This window comes from Pantoea sp. FN0305, from assembly GCF_050113845.1.
Classification (GTDB): domain Bacteria; phylum Pseudomonadota; class Gammaproteobacteria; order Enterobacterales; family Enterobacteriaceae; genus Mixta; species Mixta alhagi.
Window position 1 is genome coordinate 459,704 of record NZ_JBNJSN010000002.1, and the last position, 21,608, is coordinate 481,311.

Consider the following 21,608-nt stretch of genomic DNA (forward strand, 5'->3'; position numbering starts at 1 on the left):
CAGCGCAATATGCTCTGCGGCAGGCTGACTTAGAACTGGTAAACCAGGCCCAGTGCTACGATATCATCTGAATTCACACCCAGTGCGTTGTTGTCATCAATCTGGTTGATACGGTAGTCAACGTAGGTAGACATGTTTTTGTTGAAGTAGTAGGTTGCGCCCACATCAATATATTTAATCAGGTCAACGTCACCAACGCCTTCAATGTCTTTGCCTTTAGTCTGCACATAAGCCAGTGAGGGACGCAGGCCGAAATCAAACTGATACTGTGCAACCAGCTCGATATCCTGAGTTTTATTCGCGAAGCCAGATACGGCGCCGACGCCAGCAATGTTACCTGAAGAGATACGAGTAGCGTTACGGCCTTCACCGTAGCTTGCTGCCAGGTAAATATTATTCGCGTCATATTTCAGTGCGGTGCCCCAGAACTCTGCGCGGTCGCCGCTACCCAGCAGTCCAGCAGTATTCTGCGCATTGGTACGATCCTGAGAGCTGTAAGCACCTACAATGCCAACACCGATCGGAGAAACATAAGAGGTTGAGAAGCCGTAGCCGTCGCCGTTAGAGCGCAGCACGTTGTTTTCACGCTCGTTTTTACCCTGATACTGAACCGCGAAATTCCAGCCATCAACCAGACCAAAGAAGTTGCTGTTACGGTAAGTTGCTACACCGCCAGTACGGCCGGTCATGGTATCGGACTGGGCAAAGTCACCACCGAACTCAGGCAGGATATCAGTCCATGCCATCGCGTCATAAGCAACGCCGTAGTTACGGCCGTAATCGAAAGAACCGTAGTTACCGAATTTCAGACCGGCAAAGCCCAGACGGGTTTTATTACCTACCTGTGCGTCAGAAGAGCCTTCAGAATTATCGGCACGGAACTCATATTCCCACTGACCGAAACCGGTCATCAGGTCATTAATCTGGGTCTCACCCTTAAAGCCCATACGAACGTAAGTATCATCGCCATCATTATCTGCATCGTCAGAGAATTTATGCAGACCTACTGCTTTACCGTACAGATCCAGCTTGTTACCGTCTTTATTATAAATTTCCGCTGCGTTGGCTGCACCTGCAGCTAACAGAGCAGGGATAACTACTGCCAGAATGTTGCGCTTCATCATTTTTTATTACCCTCATTGGAGTTATTTGGACACCTGCCACTGCCGTCAAGAATTATTTACAAAGGCTTGATCAGAGTTTGGTGTCTTCCTGTGTCTGCAGGCATCTTTTCATTCGCCGCCAGGTAATTCTACCTCGAAAATGCTACTAAACCCTAATAGTGGTTTCAGAAAGAAAATATGTATTTCAAAATGTAAAATCAATGGAACTTTGTGAGATACCTCAAAATTTACAAAAATAAAAAAAGGCTGACAAAGTCAGCCTTTATATATATATGAATTTCTTATGTTTAATGACAGTTTTTAGAAGCTGGCATTACGCGGTGTGCGTGGGAAAGGAATAACATCCCTTACATTTTGTACGCCGGTGACATAAGCGATCAAACGTTCAAAGCCTAAGCCAAAACCAGAGTGGGGCACGGTGCCATAACGACGCAGGTCGCGATACCACCAATAATCTTCTTTATTCAGGCCCATTTCACTGAGACGCTGGTCCAGCACATCCAGACGCTCTTCACGCTGTGAACCACCGATAATTTCACCAATGCCTGGCGCCAGCACATCCATCGCCGCCACGGTTTTACCATCTTCATTAAGGCGCATATAAAAAGCCTTAATGTCTTTAGGATAGTTTTTCACCACAACCGGCGCCTGGAAGTGTTTTTCCGCCAGATAGCGTTCATGTTCGGAAGAGAGGTCGATACCCCACTCAACCGGGTTTTCAAACGTCTGACCGCTGGCCAGCAGAATATCGATAGCATCGGTGTAATCGACGCGGGCGAAATCTGCCGTGACGAATTTCTCCAGGCGGCTAACGGCTTCCTTATCAACGCGCTCGGCAAAGAACGCCATATCGTCCGCACGCTCGCTTAACACCGCTTTAAAGACATACTTCAGCATCGCTTCTGCCAGATCCGCTGCATCGTCGAGCGAAGCAAACGCAATTTCCGGCTCCAGCATCCAGAATTCCGCCAGGTGGCGACTGGTATTGGAGTTTTCGGCACGGAAGGTTGGGCCAAAGGTGTAGATTTTTGATAAGGCGCAGGCGTAGGTTTCGCCATTCAGCTGCCCGGAAACCGTCAGGAACGCTTCCTTACCGAAGAAATCTTCACTGAAATCAACTTTGCCCTGCGCATCACGCGGCAGGTTCTCTAAATCCAGCGTAGAGACACGGAACATTTCACCGGCACCTTCGGTATCGGATGCGGTGATCAGCGGCGTGGAAACCCAGAAGTAACCATTTTCATGGAAAAAGCGGTGCAGCGCCTGAGCCAGCGTATGGCGCACACGCGCAACGGCGCCAATGAGATTGGTACGCGGACGCAGGTGAGCAACTTCGCGCAGATACTCAATACTGTGACGTTTTGCCGCCATCGGATAGGTATCGGGATCTTCTACCCAGCCAACCACCTCAATAGCCGTCGCCTGAATCTCAAAACTCTGTCCCTGGCCCGGAGATTCAACTACGTTGCCCGTGACGATAACGGAACAACCGGTTGTTAAACGCAGCACTTCGCTCTGGTAATTAGGCAGAGAATTATTGACGACAGCCTGAACGGGATTAAAGCAGGAGCCGTCATACACGGCGACAAAGGAAATACCGGCTTTTGAATCTCTTCGGGTACGTACCCAACCGCGCACGGTGACTTCTTCGCCAACCGCAACCTGGCCGAGCAGTACGTCCGCTACAGGCACAACGCTCATAAAGTTCTCTCTTTATTAGTTCGAAAATAAACAGGTTAACCCCGAATTTAGGGTTAATCTATGTTACTTGCCGTCCGGCAGGACACAAGCAGAATTCACCGTCAGGCAACAGTTTTCTTTTTATTTCACGAATTAATGAATATTAGAGAAGAAAATAATCGCCAGCGCGCTGAAAAATCGCGCTGGCCATAAGCGTTAGCTGGCTTTTTTCACCAGGGGAAGATCGAAGGCTTTACGCAATGCGCGCACAAAGGCTTTATCCTGGCAGATAGTTTTGCCCGGGCTGTCGGAAAGTTTAGCCACCGGTTTGCCATTGCATTCCACCAGCTTGATCACAATATTAAGCGGCTTAACGCCGGGAATATCGCAGGTGAGGCGGGTGCCAATACCGAAAACAACATTGGTGCGCTGACCAAAGTGGCGATAGAGATCCACCGCTTTGGTGAAGTCGAGGTTATCGGAAAACACCAGCGTTTTGGTTTGCGGATCGATATTCAGCTTTTGATAATGCGCCAGCGCCTTTTCACCCCATTCCACCGGATCGCCTGAGTCATGACGCAGACCCTGATAGCGATGGGCAAAGCCGGGTCCAAAATCACGCAGAAAAGCATCCATGGTGATGCAATCGGTCAGGGCAATGCCGAGCCTGTCGTCATACTCATCCAGCCAGGCCTGTAACGCCGCGCGTTGACTGTTAGCTAATACCGGACTGATTTGCTGATGCGCCTGGAACCACTCGTGCGCCTGGGTACCTACCGGCGTAATCGCCAGCTGACGAGCAATATCATAATTGCTGGAGCCGATAAGCCACGGGAAATCGCGCTGCAGCGTACTGACAATAGCCAACTGCACATCGCGCGAGAAACGACGTCGGGTGCCGAAATCCATCAGGCGGAAGCGCGACATATCGATATTCTGCGTGAGCAGCTTAAAGCTGCTGATTTTTTCCAGCAGGCGATCCACGGCCATTTCCGGCGTCGCCTGCGGCGAACGATGACGATGAACCACTTCGCTAATCAGCGCCAGCAGCGGAACTTCCCACATAATCACTTCGCGCCACGGGCCGCTGATACGAATATCCAGCTTGCCCGCATGATTACGTACTTTTACCTGTTCCGGGTTATAGCGAAAGGTTTTCAACCAGTCCAGGTAATCCGTTTTAAAAAAGGGCAGGCCAGCAAGCCAGGCGTATTCATCATCAGAAAGCGCCAACTGGCTCATCAGCGCGATCTGAGCGCTAATTTCATCGGCATAGATACCTAACAGATCGTCGCCCCGGCAACGGAATTCTGCGGTAACGGTCACGTCGTGATAACGATGAAACACAGCCTGTTGCATATGAAGCTTGTAGGCATCGGTATCAAGCAGCGTGGTTAAAATCGGGGAAGCGTATCGTGTCATGGTGCGTTTCAGCATCCTCTCGCGCGGGGCGTTTCCGTAGGTGTATACAGGTCGCAAAGATAAAAAGTATAACCTGCCAGCAGATTAATAGAAGCCGATCACAGCATAAAACCCGGTGGGAGGTCGAGAGGAAACGTGCCATTGTAAACAGGATGTAGCATTAACTGCGAAAAGCTGGGTTTCAACATGGCAAGCCAGGCGCAACCGGAATAGACTTAGCGGGTTAAACCATTGTTGATACGAGAAGAGTTTATGACGCAAAAGCCGCAAGTAAAGTACCGCCATGACTACCAGGCTCCAGATTACACCATCACAGATATTGACCTGACCTTTAATCTGGACGCCAGCGTGACCCGTGTCACCGCTGTCAGCAGGGTTAAACGCCTTGGCGCGAATCAGGCCGAGCTGCGTCTGGACGGTGGCGAGTTAACGCTGGTCTCGCTGAGGGTTGATGATCAGCCGTGGGAGGCTTACCGCCTGGAAGAGGGCGCGTTGGTGCTCACTGGCCTGCCGGATAATTTCACGCTGCACATCGTCAACGATATTCACCCGGATAAAAACAGCGCGCTGGAGGGATTGTATCAATCTGGCGAGGCGCTTTGTACGCAGTGCGAGGCGGAAGGTTTCCGTCATATTACCTGGTATCTGGATCGTCCCGATGTGCTGGCGCGTTTCACCACGACGCTGATTGCCGATCGGGCGCGTTATCCGTTCCTGCTGTCAAACGGCAACCGCGTTGATGCCGGACAGATGGATGATGGACGCCACTGGATTAAGTGGCAGGATCCTTTCCCTAAACCCTGTTATCTGTTTGCGCTGGTTGCCGGCGATTTCGACGTGCTGCGCGATAGCTTTACTACCCGCTCTGGCCGCGATGTCGCACTGGAGATCTACGTGGATCGCGGTAACCTCGACCGTGCAGACTGGGCGATGACCTCGCTGAAAAACAGCATGAAATGGGACGAAGAGCGCTTTGGCCTGGAGTATGACCTTGACGTCTTTATGATCGTCGCGGTGGATTTCTTTAATATGGGCGCAATGGAGAATAAAGGTCTGAATATCTTTAACTCTAAATATGTGCTGGCAAAAGCGGAAACCGCAACCGACAAAGATTACCTTGGCATTGAAGCGGTGATCGGCCACGAATATTTCCATAACTGGACCGGTAACCGCGTCACCTGCCGTGACTGGTTCCAGCTCAGCCTGAAAGAGGGGTTGACGGTATTCCGTGACCAGGAGTTCAGCTCCGATCTCGGCTCGCGTGCGGTTAACCGCATTGATAACGTGCGCATTATGCGTGGCGCGCAGTTTGCTGAGGACGCCAGTCCGATGGCGCATCCGATTCGTCCCGAGCGGGTTATTGAAATGAACAATTTCTATACGCTTACGGTGTATGAAAAGGGTTCGGAAGTGATCCGCATGCTGCATACGCTGCTGGGCGAAGAGAATTTCCAGAAAGGGATGCAGCTCTATTTTGAGCGCCACGACGGCAGCGCTGCCACCTGTGACGACTTTGTACAGGCGATGGAGGATGCTTCCCACATCGATCTGACGCAGTTCCGCCGCTGGTACAGCCAGTCCGGTACGCCGGTGCTGAGCGTGCGTGACGATTATAATCCGGAGCTAGAGCAATATACGCTGCACGTTACGCAAACGACGCCGCCAACAGCCGATCAGCAGGAGAAGCTGCCGCTGCATATTCCGCTCGATATTGAGCTGTATGATGATCGGGGCGAGCCGATTCCGCTTCAGCACAACGGTGAGCCCGTTCATCATGTTCTGAACGTGACGGAAGAGTTCCAGACCTTTATTTTCGATAAGGTCTGGCACCAGCCGGTGCCTTCGCTGCTGCGTGAGTTCTCCGCGCCGGTTAAGCTGGATTACAACTGGAGCGATGCTCAGTTAACCTTTCTGATGCGCCATGCGCGTAACGATTTTTCGCGCTGGGACGCCGCGCAAAGCCTGCTGGCGACCTATATCAAGCTCAACGTGGCGCGTTTCCAGCAAGGGCAGGCGTTATCATTACCGCTGCACGTGGCTGATGCTTTCCGCGCGGTGCTGCTGGATGAACATAGCGATCCGGCGCTGATGGCGTTGATCCTCACCTTACCGAGCGAAAATGAAATTGCTGCCCTGTTCGATACTATCGATCCGGAAGCTAACGCTGCGGTGCGGGATGCGCTGATGCGTACGCTGGCCGTTGAACTGGCTGATGAGTGGCTGGCTGTCTATAACGCGTATCAAACGCCGGAGTATCGTGTCGAACATGCGGATATTGGCAAACGTGCGCTGAAAAATGTCTGCCTGAGCTATCTGGCGCTGGGCGACGCGACACTGGCAAACCGTCTGGTCCAGGCGCAGTATCAGCAGGCTAATAATATGACCGATGCGCTGGCGGCGCTTTCAGCGGCGGTTATGGCGCAGCTTGACTGTCGTAATGAGATGCTGAGCGCATGGGATGAGCGCTGGCATAAAGATGGCCTGGTAATGGATAAGTGGTTTACGCTGCAGGCCACCAGTCCGTCGCTGGATGTGCTAACGCGCGTGCGTGCGTTGCTGAATCATCGCTCCTTCAGCATGGGCAATCCAAACCGCGTGCGTTCTCTGATTGGCGCTTTCGCCTCGGCTAACCCGGCGGCTTTCCATGCCAGGGACGGAAGCGGCTATCGCTTCCTGGTAGAGATGCTGACCGATCTCAATAGGCGTAACCCTCAGGTGGCGGCGCGAATGATTGAGCCGCTGATTCGTCTGAAACGTTACGATGACGATCGTCAGCGTATGATGCGCGAAGCGCTGGAGCAACTGCGCGATCTGGACAATCTCTCTGGCGATCTCTATGAGAAAATCAGTAAGGCGTTAAGCGCGTAATCACCTTAAAGGGCGACGAACTCAGCGTGAGTTGAGCACTGGCAGAGCATAAAGATGTACAAAGCGCGGTTTAAGGCATCCTTACAAAAACGTTCCGCTGCCGGTCGCCCGGCACTTGAGTCAGGAAAACTTTTCAGGGCAGCCATAGCTGCCCTTTTTAATGCCTGCCGTCACCGTTGATGAGTTACCAGCAGAACGGTGAAGCTCTGCTGACATCAGAGTTTTCAGTCAGCGCCTGCAATGTATAGCCACTCCTTATAATCATTAGTTATCGATTAAAAAGTATTGAGAACGAATAGTTGCATCCTGACAGCGCGTGCGGCGGCTTTTAAATGATTTATCCGGCAATAAAAAGCTGTTTTTGCGCTAAGGCAGAACAGCGAGGGGAAAAGGCGTGCTAAAGGAGCGCTGGTTTAACAATTCTGGCTTTTTATGGTGGTTATACCGGATAATACCGCCCCGTTTGCCACCGGGAATTCAGGAGAGTCCATGTTTTACCCCCTCGCACGTAAAGCTTTGTTCCGTCTCGACGCTGAGCACGCCCATGAACTGACGCTACAGCAGCTACGCCGCATCGGCGGTACGCCGCTGGAAGGGCTGATTCGCCAGCGCTTGCCTGCACGTCCCGTTAAATGTATGGGGCTGACTTTCAAAAATGCGCTTGGCCTGGCAGCCGGGCTGGATAAAAACGGCGAGTGTATTAATGCGTTCGGCGCGATGGGCTTCGGTTTTGTTGAGGTGGGAACGGTCACGCCTCGTCCGCAGCCGGGTAACGACAAGCCGCGTCTGTTCCGCCTGATTGAAGCGGAAGGGATTATTAACCGCATGGGATTTAATAATCTGGGCGTGGATCAGCTGGTTGAAAACGTTAAGCGCGCCAACTTTAATGGCATAGTGGGCATTAATATCGGCAAAAATAAAGATACACCGGTAGAGCAGGGCAAAGATGATTATTTGGCCTGTATGGAAAAAGTCTACCCTCACGCCGGTTATATTGCCGTTAATATCTCCTCGCCGAATACGCCGGGTTTAAGAACCCTGCAATATGGTGAGGCGATGGACGACTTACTGATGGCAATAAAATCACAGCAGAAGATTCTGGAAAAGCGCCATCTGAAATATGTGCCGGTTGCGGTAAAAATTGCGCCCGATCTTTCGGAAGAGGAATTGGTGCAGATTGCCGATAGCCTGGTTCGTCATCAAATTGACGGCGTCATCGCCACAAATACCACGCTGGATCGTTCGCTGGTGAATGGATTGAAATATAGCGAAGAGGCGGGTGGTCTTAGTGGGCGTCCGGTGCAGCAGCGTAGCACCGAAGTGATTCGCCGTCTGGCGCAGGAGCTGCAGGACAAATTGCCGATTATTGGCGTAGGTGGTATCGACTCACTGATGGCAGCGCGTGAAAAAATAGCTGCCGGCGCAACGCTGGTACAAATTTATTCCGGCTTTATTTATAAAGGCCCGGATTTGGTAAAAGAGATTGTGACTCATCTCTGACCTTTTTTGAAGAATCTGGCCGGGGGCTTTTAATCTGTTCCCGGCTGGTTTATATTTTGTCTATTCCTTGTTCGTTTCAGGAAATATTATTCGCGGCAGGTTAATTCTTTTTTATGTTTTGAGCGCTGTCAGTTCAATTGATATCGCGCAATAAAGTAGCCTGTTTTTGCAACCCTCAACTGTAGTAAGGCAAACCATGAAGATAAAACCTGACGACAAATGGCGTTGGTTTTTCGATGCAGAGCAGGATCGTATGATGCTCGACCTGGCGGATGGTATGCTGTTTCGCTCCCGTTTTTCCCGCAAAATGTTGACGCCGGATGCCTTTAGCGAGGCGGTTTTTAATGTTGACGATGCGGCGCAGTTATTATCCTGGCAGGAGATCTGCCGCGAAACTTCGCTCAGCGAAGAGCAGTGTGATGAGCTGCTGCTGAATGCATTGGTCGCCTGGCGCTTTATGAAACCGCTGATGCCGAAAAGCTGGCATTTTCGCGTTTGCCAGCGTCAAACCTGGCAGCCCGGCGTTAGCGACCTGGTAACGGTCACGCTGGAGGAGAACGGCGAAGAGGCGAGGATGTTAGTTATCGAGGCGGGAGAGAACGCCGCGCTTTGCGTGCTGGCTCAGCCCGAACTGCAGATCGCGGGTAAAACCATGGTGCTGGGCGATGCGATTAAAATTATGCATGACCGCCTGCAACCGTGGCAGGCGGAACAGGCGCAGCGTTACGCATGGGCCGGCTAACTGACCCGGTGCCTTAAGCCAGCTCGATATCGCCGTCCGGAATACAGCTGCAGCTTAAAACGGTGCCGTCGTTACGCACCGCATCCTGCTTTAACGCTTTCACTTTGCCGGAAATCAGCTGCATTTTACAACTGCCGCACAGACCGGCGCGACAGGAGTAGGGAATGCGGTGACCCTGCATTTCCAGCTGTTCCAGTAGCAGCTGCTGATTGTTTCCGCTAAACCGGTTGCCGCGATAGTTAATGGTGACCTGTTGCTCCGCTTCCTGTTTTATCGCCAGCGTTTCCACAACCCGACCTGCGCCATAGCGGCGCGCCGGCTGCGTTGCGATCGTTTCCAGCGTATCGCCGACGCGTATTACGCCGCTATTGCAGGCCAGCAAATTCAGGCCAAAGTCGACATCGCCGCTGCCATCCTGTGCGCTGCGGAAGGCTTGCAGCGTTTTAAGCGGTTCGCCGTCAGGATGTTTTAGCCCGCGTTCAGGGCTGATGGTGGTAAAGATACAGCGGCTACAGGGCTTGGCGACCTCAAATTCCACCTCGCCGATACGTAAGCGCTGCCAGCTATCCTCTTCCCAGGCGCGCGCGCCGGTAACCACCAGATTCGGGCGAAACTGCTCCAGCCGAACGCTGGCCGGGCAACGCTGCTGCAGATCGTAGAGCGAGGCCTCGTTCATCAGCAAGAAAGGATAACCGTCGGCAAAGCCCAGCGGCACCTGTGGCTGGCGCTTAACCCGACGCGTCATTTCCGGACCGGTCCAGCGCAGTTGTACCGGGATGGGGAAAAAACCGCTCAGCCACGCATTGATCGGCTGCGGGGCGATACGGGCGGTAAAATGATTGCCCCAGACTTCGGTTTCAGCCTCCTGCGGCTGGAAGTCGGCAAAGCGCAGGGCGGCGCTGCTGTTATCGGGCGCCTGAAGCCACAGCCCGTCAGCAATGAGCGCCGGAGTAAACTGCACCAGCTGAGGATACTGGCGGGCAGTGATAAAAGTGCCATCCTGCGTCGTCAACATAAACAGGCGATCAAAAGCCAGCCCGCTCTCCTGAACCAGTGCATGCGAAAGCTGTAGCCCCCGCATCGATTTAACCGGATGAATAAACAGGCGTGACAGGACGATCATAAGGCTCTCCATGCTGTGCTGTTGCGGCGCCCGGCCACGACAACAGGAATCTGCGGCTAAAGGAAGCTAACTTTATGACATGCGGCGGTGATTAGCTATAATGCGCAGCAATTTTCCCAATACTGTAAGTGACGATATGAATTCTCTGTTTGCCAGTACGGCGCGTGGGCTCGAAGAGCTATTAAAGAGTGAACTGGAAACGCTGGGGGCGCAGAACCTGCAGGTTGTCCAGGGCGGCGTACATTTTCAGGGAGACGATCGTTTGATGTACCGCAGTCTGCTGTGGAGCCGGCTGGCATCGCGTATTCTGCTGCCGCTCAGCGAATGCGCGGTATACAGCGATCTCGATCTCTACCTCGGCGCGCAGGCGATTGACTGGACCAACCTGATTGACGGAACCTTTGCCGTGCATTTCAGCGGCACCAACGAAGCGATTCGTAACAGCCAGTTTGGCGCATTGAAAGTAAAGGATGCGATTGTCGATAGCTTCACCCGTAAAAATCTTCCGCGCCCGGATGTCGATCGCGAGCAGCCGGATGTGCGGATTAATGTCTGGCTGAATAAAGATACCGCCAACATTGCGCTTGATCTCAGCGGCGAAGGCATGCATCAGCGCGGCTACCGCCAGCAAACCGGCCTCGCGCCGATGAAAGAAAACCTGGCGGCGGCCACGGTGCTGCGTTCCGGCTGGCAGCCAGGCGCGCCGCTGCTCGATCCAATGTGCGGCTCCGGCACGCTGCTGATCGAGGCGGCGCTGATCGCCAGCGATCGCGCGCCGGGCCTGAATCGCCGCCACTGGGGTTTTCACGGCTGGAAAGCGCATCAGCCTGAGCTGTGGCGCGAGCTGATTGACGAAGCGCAAACCCGCGCCCGTCAGGGAATTGCGCAAACCACGTCGCGCTTCTTTGGTTACGATAACGATGAGCGTGTACTGGAGCGCGCGCGCGGCAACGCCCGTCGTGCTGGCGTGGCCGATCTCTTCACTTTTGCCGTACAGGATGTTGCGCAGCTCAGCAATCCGCTGCCGCAGGGGCCAGCCGGTACCGTTATCAGCAACCCGCCGTATGGTGAACGTCTGGAAAGCGAGCCGGCGCTGATCGCTCTGCACAGCCTGCTGGGACGCGTAATGAAAAGCCAGTTTGGCGGCTGGAATCTCTCGCTGTTTAGCGCCTCGCCCGACCTGCTGAGCTGTTTACAGCTACGCGCCGATCGCCAGTTCAAAGCGAAAAACGGTCCGCTGGACTGCGTACAGAAAAATTATCAGCTGGCGGTCATCAGCGGTGATGGCGTTCCGGCTCAGATGGCGGAAGATTACGCCAACCGCCTGCGCAAAAACATGAAGAAACTGGATAAATGGGCGCGTCAGGAGGGCATTGAGTGCTATCGCCTGTATGACGCCGATTTGCCGGAATATAACGTGGCCGTGGATCGCTATGCCGACTGGGTGGTGATCCAGGAGTATGCGCCGCCGAAAACCATTGATGCCATGAAGGCGCGCCAGCGTCTGTTTGATGTGATTAGCGCCACGCTGACGGTGCTGGAGCTGCCGGCGAACCGTTTGGTGCTGAAAACCCGTGAAAAGCAGAAAGGCAAAAGCCAGTATCAGAAGCTGGGTGAAAAAGGCGAATATTTTGAAGTGCGCGAGTTTAACGCCCGCTTCCTGGTGAACCTCACCGACTATCTTGATACCGGCCTGTTTATCGATCACCGTCTTGCCCGTCGTATGCTGGGGCAAATGAGCAAAGGCAAAGATTTCCTCAACCTGTTTGCCTATACCGGCAGCGCCAGCGTCCATGCCGGACTTGGCGGCGCACGTTCCACCACGACCGTGGATATGTCCCGTACCTATCTGGAGTGGGCGGAACGTAATATGCGTCTGAATGGTCTGAGCGGCCGTCAGCACCGGCTGATGCAGGCGGATTGCCTGAGCTGGCTGCGTGAGAGCAACGAACAGTTTGATCTGATCTTTATCGATCCGCCGACCTTCTCCAACTCCAAACGCATGGAAGAGAGTTTTGACGTTCAGCGCGATCATTTGCAGCTGATGCGCGATCTCAAACGCCTGCTGCGCGCGGGCGGCACCATAATGTTCTCGAACAACAAACGCGGTTTTAAAATGGATCATCCGGGGCTGGCCACGCTCGGCCTGCATGCACAGGAGATCACCGCGAAAACACAGTCGCAGGATTTTGCCCGCAACCGTCATATTCACAACTGCTGGCTGATTACGCACGCCGGTAAGGAATAAGCTGTATGTCACTGATTAGTATTCACAATGCCTACCTTTCGTTCAGCGATGCGCCGTTGCTGAATTATGCCGAGCTGCATATCGAAGAGAACGAACGCGTCTGTCTGGTCGGGCGCAACGGCGCCGGTAAATCCACGCTGATGAAAATCATTAACGGCGAGCAACCGCTGGATGATGGTCGGATTATTTACGAGCAGGATCTGGTGGTGGCGCGTCTGCAACAGGATCCGCCGCGCAATATCGCCGGCACGGTATATGATTTTGTGGCTGAAGGCGTGGCCGAGCAGGCTGAGCATCTGAAAGCCTATCACGCGATTTCGCATGTGGTGATGGAAGATCCGAGCGAGAAAAACCTAAATGAGATGGCACGCCTGCAGTCGCTGCTGGATCACCATAATCTGTGGCAGCTGGAATCGCGCATTAACGATGTGCTGCAACAGATTGGCCTGGAGCCGGAGGTTGAGCTGTCGTCGCTTTCCGGCGGCTGGCTGCGTAAAGCTGCGCTGGGACGTGCGCTGGTGAGTAATCCGCGCGTGTTGATGCTGGATGAGCCAACCAACCACCTGGATATTGAAACCATTGACTGGCTGGAAAATTTCCTGAAAACCTTCCAGGGCAGCATCGTCTTTATTTCGCATGACCGTTCTTTTATCCGCAATATGGCAACGCGTATTGTCGATCTCGATCGCGGCAAACTGGTCTCCTGGCCAGGCGACTATGACAAATATCTGGAAGGGAAAGAGGAAGCGCTGCGCGTTGAAGAGATGCAAAACGCTGAATTTGACCGCAAGCTGGCACAGGAAGAAGTCTGGATCCGCCAGGGTATCAAAGCGCGTCGTACCCGTAACGAAGGTCGCGTTCGCGCTCTGAAAGCGCTGCGTCGCGAGCGTTCAGAACGTCGTGAGGTGATGGGCAAAGCGCAGATGCAGGTTGAAGAAGCGTCGCGCTCCGGCAAAATCGTCTTTGAACTGGAAAACGTCAATTACAGCATTGGCGACCGCACGCTGGTCAGAGACTTTAGCGCGCAGGTGCAGCGTGGCGATAAGATTGCGCTGATTGGTCCTAACGGCTGCGGTAAAACCACGTTACTGAAGCTGATGCTGGGACAGCTCAAGGCGGACAGCGGTCGCGTGCACGGCGGCAGCAAACTGGAAGTGGCCTATTTCGATCAGCACCGTGCCATCCTGGATCCGGATCGCACCGTGATGGATAACCTTGCGGAAGGCAAGCAGGAAGTGATGGTAAACGGTAAGCCGCGTCATGTTCTGGGCTACCTGCAGGAGTTCCTGTTCCATCCGAAGCGGGCGATGACGCCGGTCAGGGCGCTTTCCGGCGGAGAGCGTAACCGCCTGCTGCTGGCGCGTCTGTTCCTGAAGCCCAGCAACCTGTTGATTCTCGATGAGCCAACTAACGACCTGGATGTTGAAACGCTGGAGCTGCTGGAGGAGCTGATTGATGGCTATCAGGGCACCGTGCTGCTGGTCAGCCACGATCGTCAGTTTGTAGATAATACCGTTACCGAATGCTGGATCTTTGAAGGCAATGGCGATATCGGCACCTTTGTCGGCGGCTATCATGATGCGCAACAGCAGCGCGCCGCTTCACGTCAGAGTCGCGCTGCGCCGGTGAAAACCGTGGCGGCAGCAGAGAAGCCAGTAAAAAACCAGACGGTTAAAAACGAAGTAAAAGCGTCCGGCACTAAATTAAGCTATAAGCTGCAGCGTGAACTGGATCAGCTGCCGCAACAGCTGGAAGCGCTGGAAAAGCAGATAGAGCAGCTGCAACTGCAGATGGCGGATGCTAACTTTTTCACCCAGCCGCATGAGAAAACGCAGCCGGTGGTGACAGCGCTGGCAGAAGCGGAACAGCAGCTGGAAACCGCGTTTGAACGCTGGGAATATCTTGAATCGCTGAAAAACGGCGGCTGAAACCGGGAGTAGGGTATGTGTTCAGCTGAACACCCGCAACACTGGATGCTTTGTCCACAGTGTGACCTGATGACGCAGTTGCCATCGGTTGCCATTGGTCAGAAAGCCAGCTGTCCACGCTGTCATACTACGCTAACCGCTAACTGGAGCGAGCCGCGCAAGCGGCCCTCCGGCTATGCGCTGGCTGCGCTGTTTATGTTGCTGCTGGCAAACCTGTTTCCTTTCGTCAATATGCACGTGTCGGGCCTGAGCAGTGAAATCACCCTGATGGAAATTCCACAGGTCATGGTCTCAGAGCACTACGCCAGTCTCGCCACGCTGTTTATGCTGTTTGTTCAGGCGGTGCCGGCCTTTTGCATGGTTGCGATCCTGCTGCTGGTGAATCGGCTACCGTTGCCGCAGCGTCTGCAAATTGCTACCGCCCGCATTCTGTTTCAGCTCAGAAGCTGGGGGATGGCGGAAATCTTCCTCGCAGGCGTGCTGGTTAGCTTTGTTAAGCTGATGGCTTACGGCGATATTGGTATCGGCAGCAGCTTTTTACCCTGGTGTTTATTCTGTCTGCTGCAGCTGCGTGCCTTTCAGTGTGTCGATCGGCGCTGGCTGTGGCGTCAGATAGCGCCTGAACCGCCGCTGCCAGCTGCGCCGCAGGCGGGCATCAGCGGTCTGAAACAGGGGCTGCGATCCTGTCCGTGCTGTACAGCGGTACTGCCGGCCGATCGTTATCTCTGTCCACGCTGCGGCACAACAGGCCATGCGCGTCGGCGGCACAGTCTGCAATGGACGCTGGCGCTGCTGTTCACCTCTATTATGATCTACATCCCCGCCAATATCCTGCCGATTATGGTCACCGAAGCGCTCGGCGACAGGATGAACTCCAATATTATGGGCGGGGTGATCCTGCTCTGGAGCGATGGCTCTTATCCGGTGGCGCTGGTGATTTTTATCGCCAGTATTATGGTGCCGTCGTTGAAAATGTTGGCGATTGGCTGGCTGTGCTGGGATGCGCGGGGGCATGGCAGGCGAGACAGCGAAAAAATGCACCTGATTTATGAGGTGGTGGAGTTTGTGGGACGTTGGTCAATGATCGACGTTTTTGTGATTGCGGTACTTTCCGCGCTGGTGCGTATCGGACAGTTAATGAATATCTATCCTGCGCCAGGCGCACTCTTGTTTGCGGCGGTGGTCATTCTGACCATGTTTGCCGCCATGACGTTTGATCCGCGTCTGACGTGGGATCGTGAACCAGAAAATAATCTGAAGGAGCCGAGCCTTGACGGAAAATAATCACGGCGTTGCGAAGGTCGATCAGATCAAGCGCTGGTCACCGGTGTGGATCATTCCTCTTGTTACCGTGCTGATTGGCGCCTGGATCCTGTTTTATCATTTCAGCCATCAGGGACCAGAAGTGACGCTGATTACCACCAATGCCGAAGGCATCGTAGGCGGTAAAACGGCCATTAAAAGCCGCAGCGTTGATGTGGGCGTGGTGGAGAGCGCGGTATTAACTGACGATTTGCATCATGTAGAAATCAAAGCCCGCCTTAACGCGGGAATGGAGAAGCTGCTGCATGGTGACAGCGCCTTCTGGGTAGTGAAGCCGCAGGTAGGACGCGAAGGCATCACCGGGCTGGGCACGTTATTATCTGGCGCTTATATTGAACTGCAGCCCGGTAGCAAAGGTGAAAAGCCAGAACAATATAAACTGCTGGATTCGCCGCCGCTGGCGCCGCCAGATGCGAAAGGTATCCGTATTGTGCTCGACAGCACCAAGGCGGGCCAGCTCACTCCTGGCGATCCGGTCCTGTTCCGCGGCTATCGCGTGGGTTCAGTGGAAACCAGCAGCTTTGATGCGGATAAACGCGCAATGCAGTATCAGCTGTTTGTCGCCGCGCCCTACGATCGCCTGGTTACCTCAAATGTGCGTTTCTGGAAAGACAGCGGCATCGCCGTAGAGATGTCCGCCTCCGGCATGCGTGTGGAGATGGGCTCATTAACCACGCTGTTCAGCGGCGGCGTCAGTTTTGACGTGCCTGACGGCTGGGAGCTGGGTGTACCGGCAGAAAACAAAGCGGAATACCATCTGTATGACGATCAGCGCAGCATCCAGGACTCGCTGTATACCACGCATCTGGATTTCCTGATGTTCTTTAGCGATTCGATTCGTGGGCTGCAGCCAGGTGCGCCGGTAGAGTTCCGCGGCATCCGTCTGGGAACAGTGGCGCAGGTGCCTTATACCGTTCCGGGCTGGAATCAGTCGCTGAATACGGATTACCGTATTCCGGTTCTGGTGCGTATTGAACCCGATCGCTTTGTTAACCGCCTGGGCGGTGACTTTGATATTCGCCAGCATCTGCGTGACGGCAAAAAACGTGGCCTGCGTGCTTCGTTGAAAACCGGCAACCTGCTTTCCGGCTCGTTGTATATCGATCTCGATTTCTATGACAACGCGCCGCAGTATAAAGGCCCGGAAAAAGTTGCCGGACTGGAGATCATTCCCACCGTTAGCGGCGGTCTGAGCCAGATTCAGCAGAAGCTTATGGATGCGCTGGATAAGATTAATAATCTGCCGCTGAATCCTATGATTAATCAGGCCACCGGCACGCTGAAAGAGAGCCAGCGTACCCTGCGCGAGCTGCAAAAGACGCTGGACAACGTGAATAAAATCACCGCCAGCCCGTCGATGCAGCAGCTGTCGCAGGATATGCAGCAAACGCTGCGCGAGCTGAACCGCAGTATGAAAGGTTTGCAGCCCGGCTCTCCGGCCTACAACAAGCTGGTTGGCGATATGCAACGACTGGATCAGGTGCTGCGTGAGCTGCAGCCGGTGCTGAAAACGCTCAATCAAAAGAGCAATGCGCTGGTATTTGAAGCTAAACCGGGCGAAGACCCACAGCCGAAGAGGGCGAAACAATGATGAAATGGATGCCATTGCTGGTGCTGGCGCTGAGCGCCTGCAGCAGTAACACGCAAACCACCCTGTATCAGCTGCCGGCGGGAACGTCGGTGGTTGCGCCGGTTAGCCAGAGCGCGTTGATGGTAAATAATGCGTTGCCGATCTGGATCGAGCGCGTTTCGGTGCCTGATTATCTGGCAGGCAATGGCGTGGTTTATCAGACCAGCGACGTTAAATATGTTGTCGCCACCAGCAATCTGTGGGCCAGTCCGCTCGATCAGCAACTACAGCAAACGCTGGTAACCAACCTGAGTAATGCATTGCCGGGCAGGCTGATCTCCACCACGCCGCTGGGTGAGCAGCACGATACGTTGAACGTTAATGTTACTGGCTTCCATGGGCGTTATGATGGCCAGGCGATCATTAGCGGCAGCTGGACGCTGGAGCATAACGGGCAAATCACGCGTCAGAACTTTAATCTGACGCTGCCGCAGCAGGAAGATGGCTATGATGCGCTGGTCAGAACCCTGGCGCAGGGATGGCAACAGCAAGCGCAGCGTATGGCGACAGCGTTTAGTGCCATAAGAAGTAATTAATTTTTCTTAACAGGGAATTCCGGTTCGGCAGCGCATAGCGCGTTCGCTGGCCGGGATTTTTTATTGCAGATCATTCCGTTATCCCATTCGCAGATTTTCACCGCAGAAAAACCTTTAAAAATAGCCTGCCTGTATGACAATGGCGTGAAATTTGCGCATTGATCTTTTTCAGCGATAGGGGTAGAAAAGAAAAGTGGTTGCGCACTTTGTGACCATTGTTTTCTTTCCACCAGTTCCACCATACCTGAATGAGGGAAATGAGGCATGAAGAGACAGAAACGAGACCGCCTGGAACGAGCACATTCACGAGGCTATCAGGCTGGCATCACCGGGCGTTCAAAAGAAATGTGTCCTTATCAAATGATTGAGGCTCGGTCTCACTGGTTGGGAGGTTGGCGAAAAGCCATGGAGGACAGGGCAGTTAGCGTAAGTGCCGCGATGGTCTGACGGCCTGTCATAAAAAGGATAACCTCCGCATTTGCGGAGGTTTTTAATTCACTGCATCAAAAAGCATTGGTATCTTTAAACAGACCCACTTTCAGATCGCTGGCGGTATAGATAACGTTACCGTCAACCAGCACTTCGCCATCGGCCACGCCCATCACCAGTTTACGGTTGATAACGCGCTTGAAGTGAATACGATAGGTCACTTTTTTCGCCGTAGGCAGAACCTGACCGGTAAATTTCACTTCGCCTACGCCCAGCGCACGGCCTTTGCCTTCTGCACCCAGCCAGCCGAGATAGAAACCAACCAGCTGCCACATCGCATCCAGGCCCAGACAGCCCGGCATCACCGGATCGCCAATAAAGTGACAGGCGAAGAACCAGAGATCAGGATTAATATCCAGCTCGGCTTCAACATAACCTTTGTTGTAGTTGCCGCCTTCTTCGCTCATTTTGACCACGCGGTCCATCATCAGCATATTGCCAGACGGCAGCGGCGGGCCTTCAGCACCGAACAGCTCGCCGCGACCAGAGGCAATCAGGTCTTCTTTTGTATAGGATTCGCGTTTATCTACCATGTTTCAATAAGCCTTTTTTTAGTGAATCACGAACATTAGCTAACAGGTGTAAGCTGAACAACTCCGATCAGCTGTGGTTAAACCAGTTTAGCCAACGTAGAGGCCAGGGACGCTGGCGCGCCTCCTGCTGATTAAATTCTGTGATGCGCGCCTGGATAGTTTGCAACAGGCAGGGAGCATCATCTTTTTTCCACGGAACGCCGGTGAGTAACGGCAGCGCTTCATCCACCTCACTGACGGCCCAGATATGAAACTCTCCGGCCTGTACCGCATCAACAATTTGCTGTTGCAGGCAGAGATGTCGCACATTGGCAGCAGGGATAATCACGCCCTGCTGACCGGTTAAGCCTCGCTGCTGGCAGATCTCGAAAAAGCCTTCGATTTTTTCATTCAGGCCGCCTACCGGCTGCACATGACCGAACTGATCCACCGAGCCGGTTACCGCAATTTGCTGATTAATAGGCTCCCCGGCCAGCGCGCTGACCAGCGCGCACAGTTCGGCAAGAGAGGCGCTGTCGCCGTCTACTTCCGAATAGGACTGCTCAAATACCAGCGAAGCGGAGAAGGGCAGTTGCTGATCCAGCTCCAGTTCTGCAATCAAAAACGCCTGCATAATCATCATGCCTTTAGCATGAATGTTGCCGCCCAGCTCAGCCTTGCGCTCAACGTCAGTAAACTCGCCATCGCCCACGTGTACCACGCAGCTGATACGCGAAGGCTCGCCGAACGCGCGCGGATGTCCGGGAAACTCAATGACCGACAGGCCGTTGATTTGCCCTACCACGGCGCCTTCTGTTTCAATAAGAACCTGATCAAGAAGAATCTCATCACGCATACGATCGGGCAGGAAACTTTCGCGCCACAGGCGCGCGTCCAGAGCGGCCTGAAGCGCGGCGGCATCCAGCTGCTCACCATATAAGGCAGCATCGCGCAGCTGGCGACCAAGCCAGGCCGGGCAGAGCGGAAGTGTTTCGCGGTCGCCGCTATAGCGCACGGCCTCCTGCAGCAGGGCTGGCCAGAAGTCAGCGGCAATTGGCGGTAAGCCCGCCTGCCGCGCCAGCGCGGTTACCCAGCGACACCATAACGCCATATCTTCTTCTTCGTCGAGCTGCAGGCTCTCTTCATATTCGCTGTAGATTGCCAGCGCCGCCAACTCAGGCTCCATCTCCTGAAAGTCAGCCAGGGCGTCACGATCGCCGCACAGCACCAGTTTTAACTGCAACGGCATTGAGGGGATGGTCACCGGCAGCGGGCGCGATTCATCAGGCGATAGCCAGTCGAAACGCTGCTGGGCAATGGTCTGTTTCAGCCGCAGCCACAGCAGCGGTTGGGCCAGCAGAGCGCGCAACGAAAGCATTAAGATGCCGCCGTTAGCCCGATGGATCAGACCCGGCTGCAGGCTGATGCGTTGGGAAAAAATACGTACGCAGCCAAACAGCTGCTCAGACTCGATCCAGTCGGCGAAATGTACGCCGCCGCGACTGGCGAAGGGATCATCTGCTGATTTGGCAGGCTGCCAGGTTATCTGTTCGTCATTAATCAGATAGTTACCGCCGTAAAGCGCTTCCGTCTGGCTACTGTTATGCTGTAATGTCTGCGCCAGCAATGACAGATTCTCACTGTTTTCCGCACAGCGTATCAGCATCAGTGAAAAAGGCGCGCTGCTGTTCTGCAGCAGGCTGGCTGCATCAAACAGACGAGGCTGAACGTCGGGGAGAATATCGCCGACATTATCGCTAAAGACGCGGGAAAAAAGAGGCTGGAAGCTTTCGGCATCAGGCTGTAGCGCCTGCCATGCAAGTCGGTTGCTGGTCAAAGTAATCGTATTTGTCTGAATAAATGAAAAGCGCGATTATACAGCTTTTCAGGCTGTTACGCACGGCAGAGATTAGACTGATTCTCAGCAGAGTGCGGAGTCGCCGCTGCGCCTTTCTCTGCCGCAAGTCGTAAAAAAGCTGTTATTCTTAGTTTGTTACCTGCTCATGATGAGATTCCGATGAAATATCAGCAGCTGGAAAATCTTGAAAGCGGATGGAAATGGAAATACCTGGTAAAAAAATACCAGGAAGGGGAGCCGATCACCCGTTACATTGAAATCAGCGCCGCACAGGAAGCCGTCAGGGCTTTGCTGGCCATGGAAAACCATCCGGTAGAGGTGTTGAAATGGATTGAGCAACATATTAATCCGGCGCTGGAAAACCGTATGAAGCAGACGATTCGTGCGCGCCGTAAACGTCACTTTAATGCCGAGCATCAGCACACGCGTAAGAAATCGATCGATTTAGAATATCTGGTGTGGCAACGGCTGGCGGGGCTGGCGCAGCGTCGCAACAGCACCTTATCGGATACTATCGTACAGTTGATTGAGGATGCTGAGCGAAAAGAAAAATATGCCAGCCAGATGTCGACGCTACGTCAGGATCTGCAGGCTATTTTAGGCAAGGACGATGTGAATTAATGCG

Annotated in this window: 17 protein-coding genes; 10 read left to right on the top strand and 7 right to left on the bottom strand. The window is 53.8% G+C overall.

Annotated elements, in window-relative coordinates; translation table 11 throughout:
• Positions 1-29: 29 nt before the first annotated feature.
• The 3 genes from ompF to pncB form a co-directional block, all read right to left on the bottom strand.
• The gene (ompF, locus tag ACQE3Y_RS06225; protein WP_426981093.1) at positions 30-1,124 is read right to left on the bottom strand and encodes a porin OmpF; all 1,095 of its coding nucleotides are present in this window, start codon (positions 1,122-1,124) and stop codon (positions 30-32) included.
• 300 nt (positions 1,125-1,424) lie between these two features.
• Positions 1,425-2,825 (bottom strand): asparagine--tRNA ligase, encoded by a 1,401-nt coding sequence (asnS, locus tag ACQE3Y_RS06230; RefSeq protein ID WP_426974248.1) that lies wholly within the window; start codon positions 2,823-2,825, stop codon positions 1,425-1,427.
• Positions 2,826-3,020: 195 nt separating this feature from the next.
• Positions 3,021-4,226 (bottom strand): nicotinate phosphoribosyltransferase, encoded by a 1,206-nt coding sequence (gene pncB, locus ACQE3Y_RS06235; protein ID WP_426981094.1) that lies wholly within the window; start codon positions 4,224-4,226, stop codon positions 3,021-3,023.
• A gap of 252 nt (positions 4,227-4,478) precedes the next feature.
• Here pncB and pepN point away from each other — a divergent pair, with 252 nt between their 5' ends.
• The 3 genes from pepN to ACQE3Y_RS06250 all read left to right on the top strand — a co-directional run bounded on the left by pepN (position 4,479) and on the right by ACQE3Y_RS06250 (position 9,336).
• Entirely contained in the window at positions 4,479-7,094 is a 2,616-nt protein-coding gene (gene pepN, locus ACQE3Y_RS06240) for an aminopeptidase N (RefSeq protein ID WP_426981095.1), read from the top strand.
• 489 nt (positions 7,095-7,583) lie between these two features.
• Positions 7,584-8,594: a quinone-dependent dihydroorotate dehydrogenase gene (gene pyrD, locus ACQE3Y_RS06245; protein ID WP_426981096.1), complete on the top strand. Its 1,011-nt coding sequence runs from the start codon at positions 7,584-7,586 to the stop codon at positions 8,592-8,594.
• Positions 8,595-8,790: 196 nt separating this feature from the next.
• Positions 8,791-9,336: a cell division protein ZapC gene (locus ACQE3Y_RS06250; protein ID WP_250652285.1), complete on the top strand. Its 546-nt coding sequence runs from the start codon at positions 8,791-8,793 to the stop codon at positions 9,334-9,336.
• Between the two features lie 13 nt (positions 9,337-9,349).
• Here the strand turns inward: ACQE3Y_RS06250 and ACQE3Y_RS06255 are convergent, their stop codons facing one another.
• Positions 9,350-10,459, bottom strand: coding sequence for a YcbX family protein (locus ACQE3Y_RS06255; protein WP_426981097.1), 1,110 nt, complete (start codon positions 10,457-10,459; stop codon positions 9,350-9,352).
• A gap of 136 nt (positions 10,460-10,595) precedes the next feature.
• Here ACQE3Y_RS06255 and rlmKL point away from each other — a divergent pair, with 136 nt between their 5' ends.
• From rlmKL to pqiC, 5 genes are read left to right on the top strand one after another with little or no spacing between them, the layout of a single operon-like run.
• Positions 10,596-12,707, top strand: coding sequence for a bifunctional 23S rRNA (guanine(2069)-N(7))-methyltransferase RlmK/23S rRNA (guanine(2445)-N(2))-methyltransferase RlmL (gene rlmKL / locus ACQE3Y_RS06260; protein WP_426981098.1), 2,112 nt, complete (start codon positions 10,596-10,598; stop codon positions 12,705-12,707).
• A 5-nt stretch (positions 12,708-12,712) separates the two neighbouring features.
• Positions 12,713-14,635 carry an ABC transporter ATP-binding protein gene (locus tag ACQE3Y_RS06265; protein WP_426974254.1) on the top strand — a complete coding sequence of 641 codons (1,923 nt, stop codon included), beginning with the start codon at positions 12,713-12,715 and terminating at the stop codon, positions 14,633-14,635.
• 15 nt (positions 14,636-14,650) lie between these two features.
• On the top strand, positions 14,651-15,919 hold the full coding sequence (gene pqiA / locus ACQE3Y_RS06270) for a membrane integrity-associated transporter subunit PqiA (RefSeq protein WP_426974255.1): 1,269 nt from the start codon (positions 14,651-14,653) through the stop codon (positions 15,917-15,919).
• Complete coding sequence (pqiB, locus tag ACQE3Y_RS06275) at positions 15,906-17,549, top strand: intermembrane transport protein PqiB (protein ID WP_426981099.1); 1,644 nt, start codon at positions 15,906-15,908, stop codon at positions 17,547-17,549. Before pqiA ends, pqiB begins: the two co-directional genes overlap by 14 nt.
• Positions 17,546-18,124: a membrane integrity-associated transporter subunit PqiC gene (gene pqiC / locus ACQE3Y_RS06280; RefSeq protein ID WP_426981100.1), complete on the top strand. Its 579-nt coding sequence runs from the start codon at positions 17,546-17,548 to the stop codon at positions 18,122-18,124. The genes pqiB and pqiC overlap by 4 nt, the downstream gene beginning before the upstream one ends.
• On the opposite strand, the gene ACQE3Y_RS06285 is transcribed toward pqiC, so the two are convergent.
• On the bottom strand, positions 18,121-18,354 hold the full coding sequence (locus ACQE3Y_RS06285; protein ID WP_426981101.1) for a hypothetical protein: 234 nt from the start codon (positions 18,352-18,354) through the stop codon (positions 18,121-18,123). The genes pqiC and ACQE3Y_RS06285 overlap by 4 nt on opposite strands.
• Positions 18,355-18,388: 34 nt before the next feature.
• Here ACQE3Y_RS06285 and rmf point away from each other — a divergent pair, with 34 nt between their 5' ends.
• Positions 18,389-18,571, top strand: coding sequence for a ribosome modulation factor (rmf, locus tag ACQE3Y_RS06290; protein ID WP_085067389.1), 183 nt, complete (start codon positions 18,389-18,391; stop codon positions 18,569-18,571).
• 56 nt (positions 18,572-18,627) lie between these two features.
• On the opposite strand, the gene fabA is transcribed toward rmf, so the two are convergent.
• Both fabA and ACQE3Y_RS06300 read right to left on the bottom strand, forming a co-directional pair.
• A complete protein-coding gene (gene fabA / locus ACQE3Y_RS06295) occupies positions 18,628-19,146 on the bottom strand; it encodes a bifunctional 3-hydroxydecanoyl-ACP dehydratase/trans-2-decenoyl-ACP isomerase (RefSeq protein ID WP_085067388.1) in 519 nt (172 codons plus the stop codon).
• A gap of 67 nt (positions 19,147-19,213) precedes the next feature.
• Complete coding sequence (locus tag ACQE3Y_RS06300; RefSeq protein ID WP_426981102.1) at positions 19,214-20,962, bottom strand: AAA family ATPase; 1,749 nt, start codon at positions 20,960-20,962, stop codon at positions 19,214-19,216.
• A 180-nt stretch (positions 20,963-21,142) separates the two neighbouring features.
• On the opposite strand from ACQE3Y_RS06300, the gene matP reads away from it, so the two are divergent.
• Positions 21,143-21,604 carry a macrodomain Ter protein MatP gene (gene matP, locus ACQE3Y_RS06305; protein ID WP_426981103.1) on the top strand — a complete coding sequence of 154 codons (462 nt, stop codon included), beginning with the start codon at positions 21,143-21,145 and terminating at the stop codon, positions 21,602-21,604.
• Positions 21,605-21,608: the final 4 nt, after the last annotated feature.

Coding starts and splice junctions, on each gene's coding strand:
- pncB (WP_426981094.1), bottom strand. CDS start 4,226: ATGACACGATACGCTTCCCCGATTTTAACCACGCTGCTTGATACCGAT.
- ACQE3Y_RS06255 (WP_426981097.1), bottom strand. CDS start 10,459: ATGATCGTCCTGTCACGCCTGTTTATTCATCCGGTTAAATCGATGCGG.
- pqiA (WP_426974255.1), top strand. CDS start 14,651: ATGTGTTCAGCTGAACACCCGCAACACTGGATGCTTTGTCCACAGTGT.
- pqiC (WP_426981100.1), top strand. CDS start 17,546: ATGATGAAATGGATGCCATTGCTGGTGCTGGCGCTGAGCGCCTGCAGC.
- ompF (WP_426981093.1), bottom strand. CDS start 1,124: ATGATGAAGCGCAACATTCTGGCAGTAGTTATCCCTGCTCTGTTAGCT.
- ACQE3Y_RS06265 (WP_426974254.1), top strand. CDS start 12,713: ATGTCACTGATTAGTATTCACAATGCCTACCTTTCGTTCAGCGATGCG.
- ACQE3Y_RS06250 (WP_250652285.1), top strand. CDS start 8,791: ATGAAGATAAAACCTGACGACAAATGGCGTTGGTTTTTCGATGCAGAG.
- rlmKL (WP_426981098.1), top strand. CDS start 10,596: ATGAATTCTCTGTTTGCCAGTACGGCGCGTGGGCTCGAAGAGCTATTA.
- matP (WP_426981103.1), top strand. CDS start 21,143: ATGAAATATCAGCAGCTGGAAAATCTTGAAAGCGGATGGAAATGGAAA.
- rmf (WP_085067389.1), top strand. CDS start 18,389: ATGAAGAGACAGAAACGAGACCGCCTGGAACGAGCACATTCACGAGGC.
- pyrD (WP_426981096.1), top strand. CDS start 7,584: ATGTTTTACCCCCTCGCACGTAAAGCTTTGTTCCGTCTCGACGCTGAG.
- asnS (WP_426974248.1), bottom strand. CDS start 2,825: ATGAGCGTTGTGCCTGTAGCGGACGTACTGCTCGGCCAGGTTGCGGTT.
- pepN (WP_426981095.1), top strand. CDS start 4,479: ATGACGCAAAAGCCGCAAGTAAAGTACCGCCATGACTACCAGGCTCCA.
- fabA (WP_085067388.1), bottom strand. CDS start 19,146: ATGGTAGATAAACGCGAATCCTATACAAAAGAAGACCTGATTGCCTCT.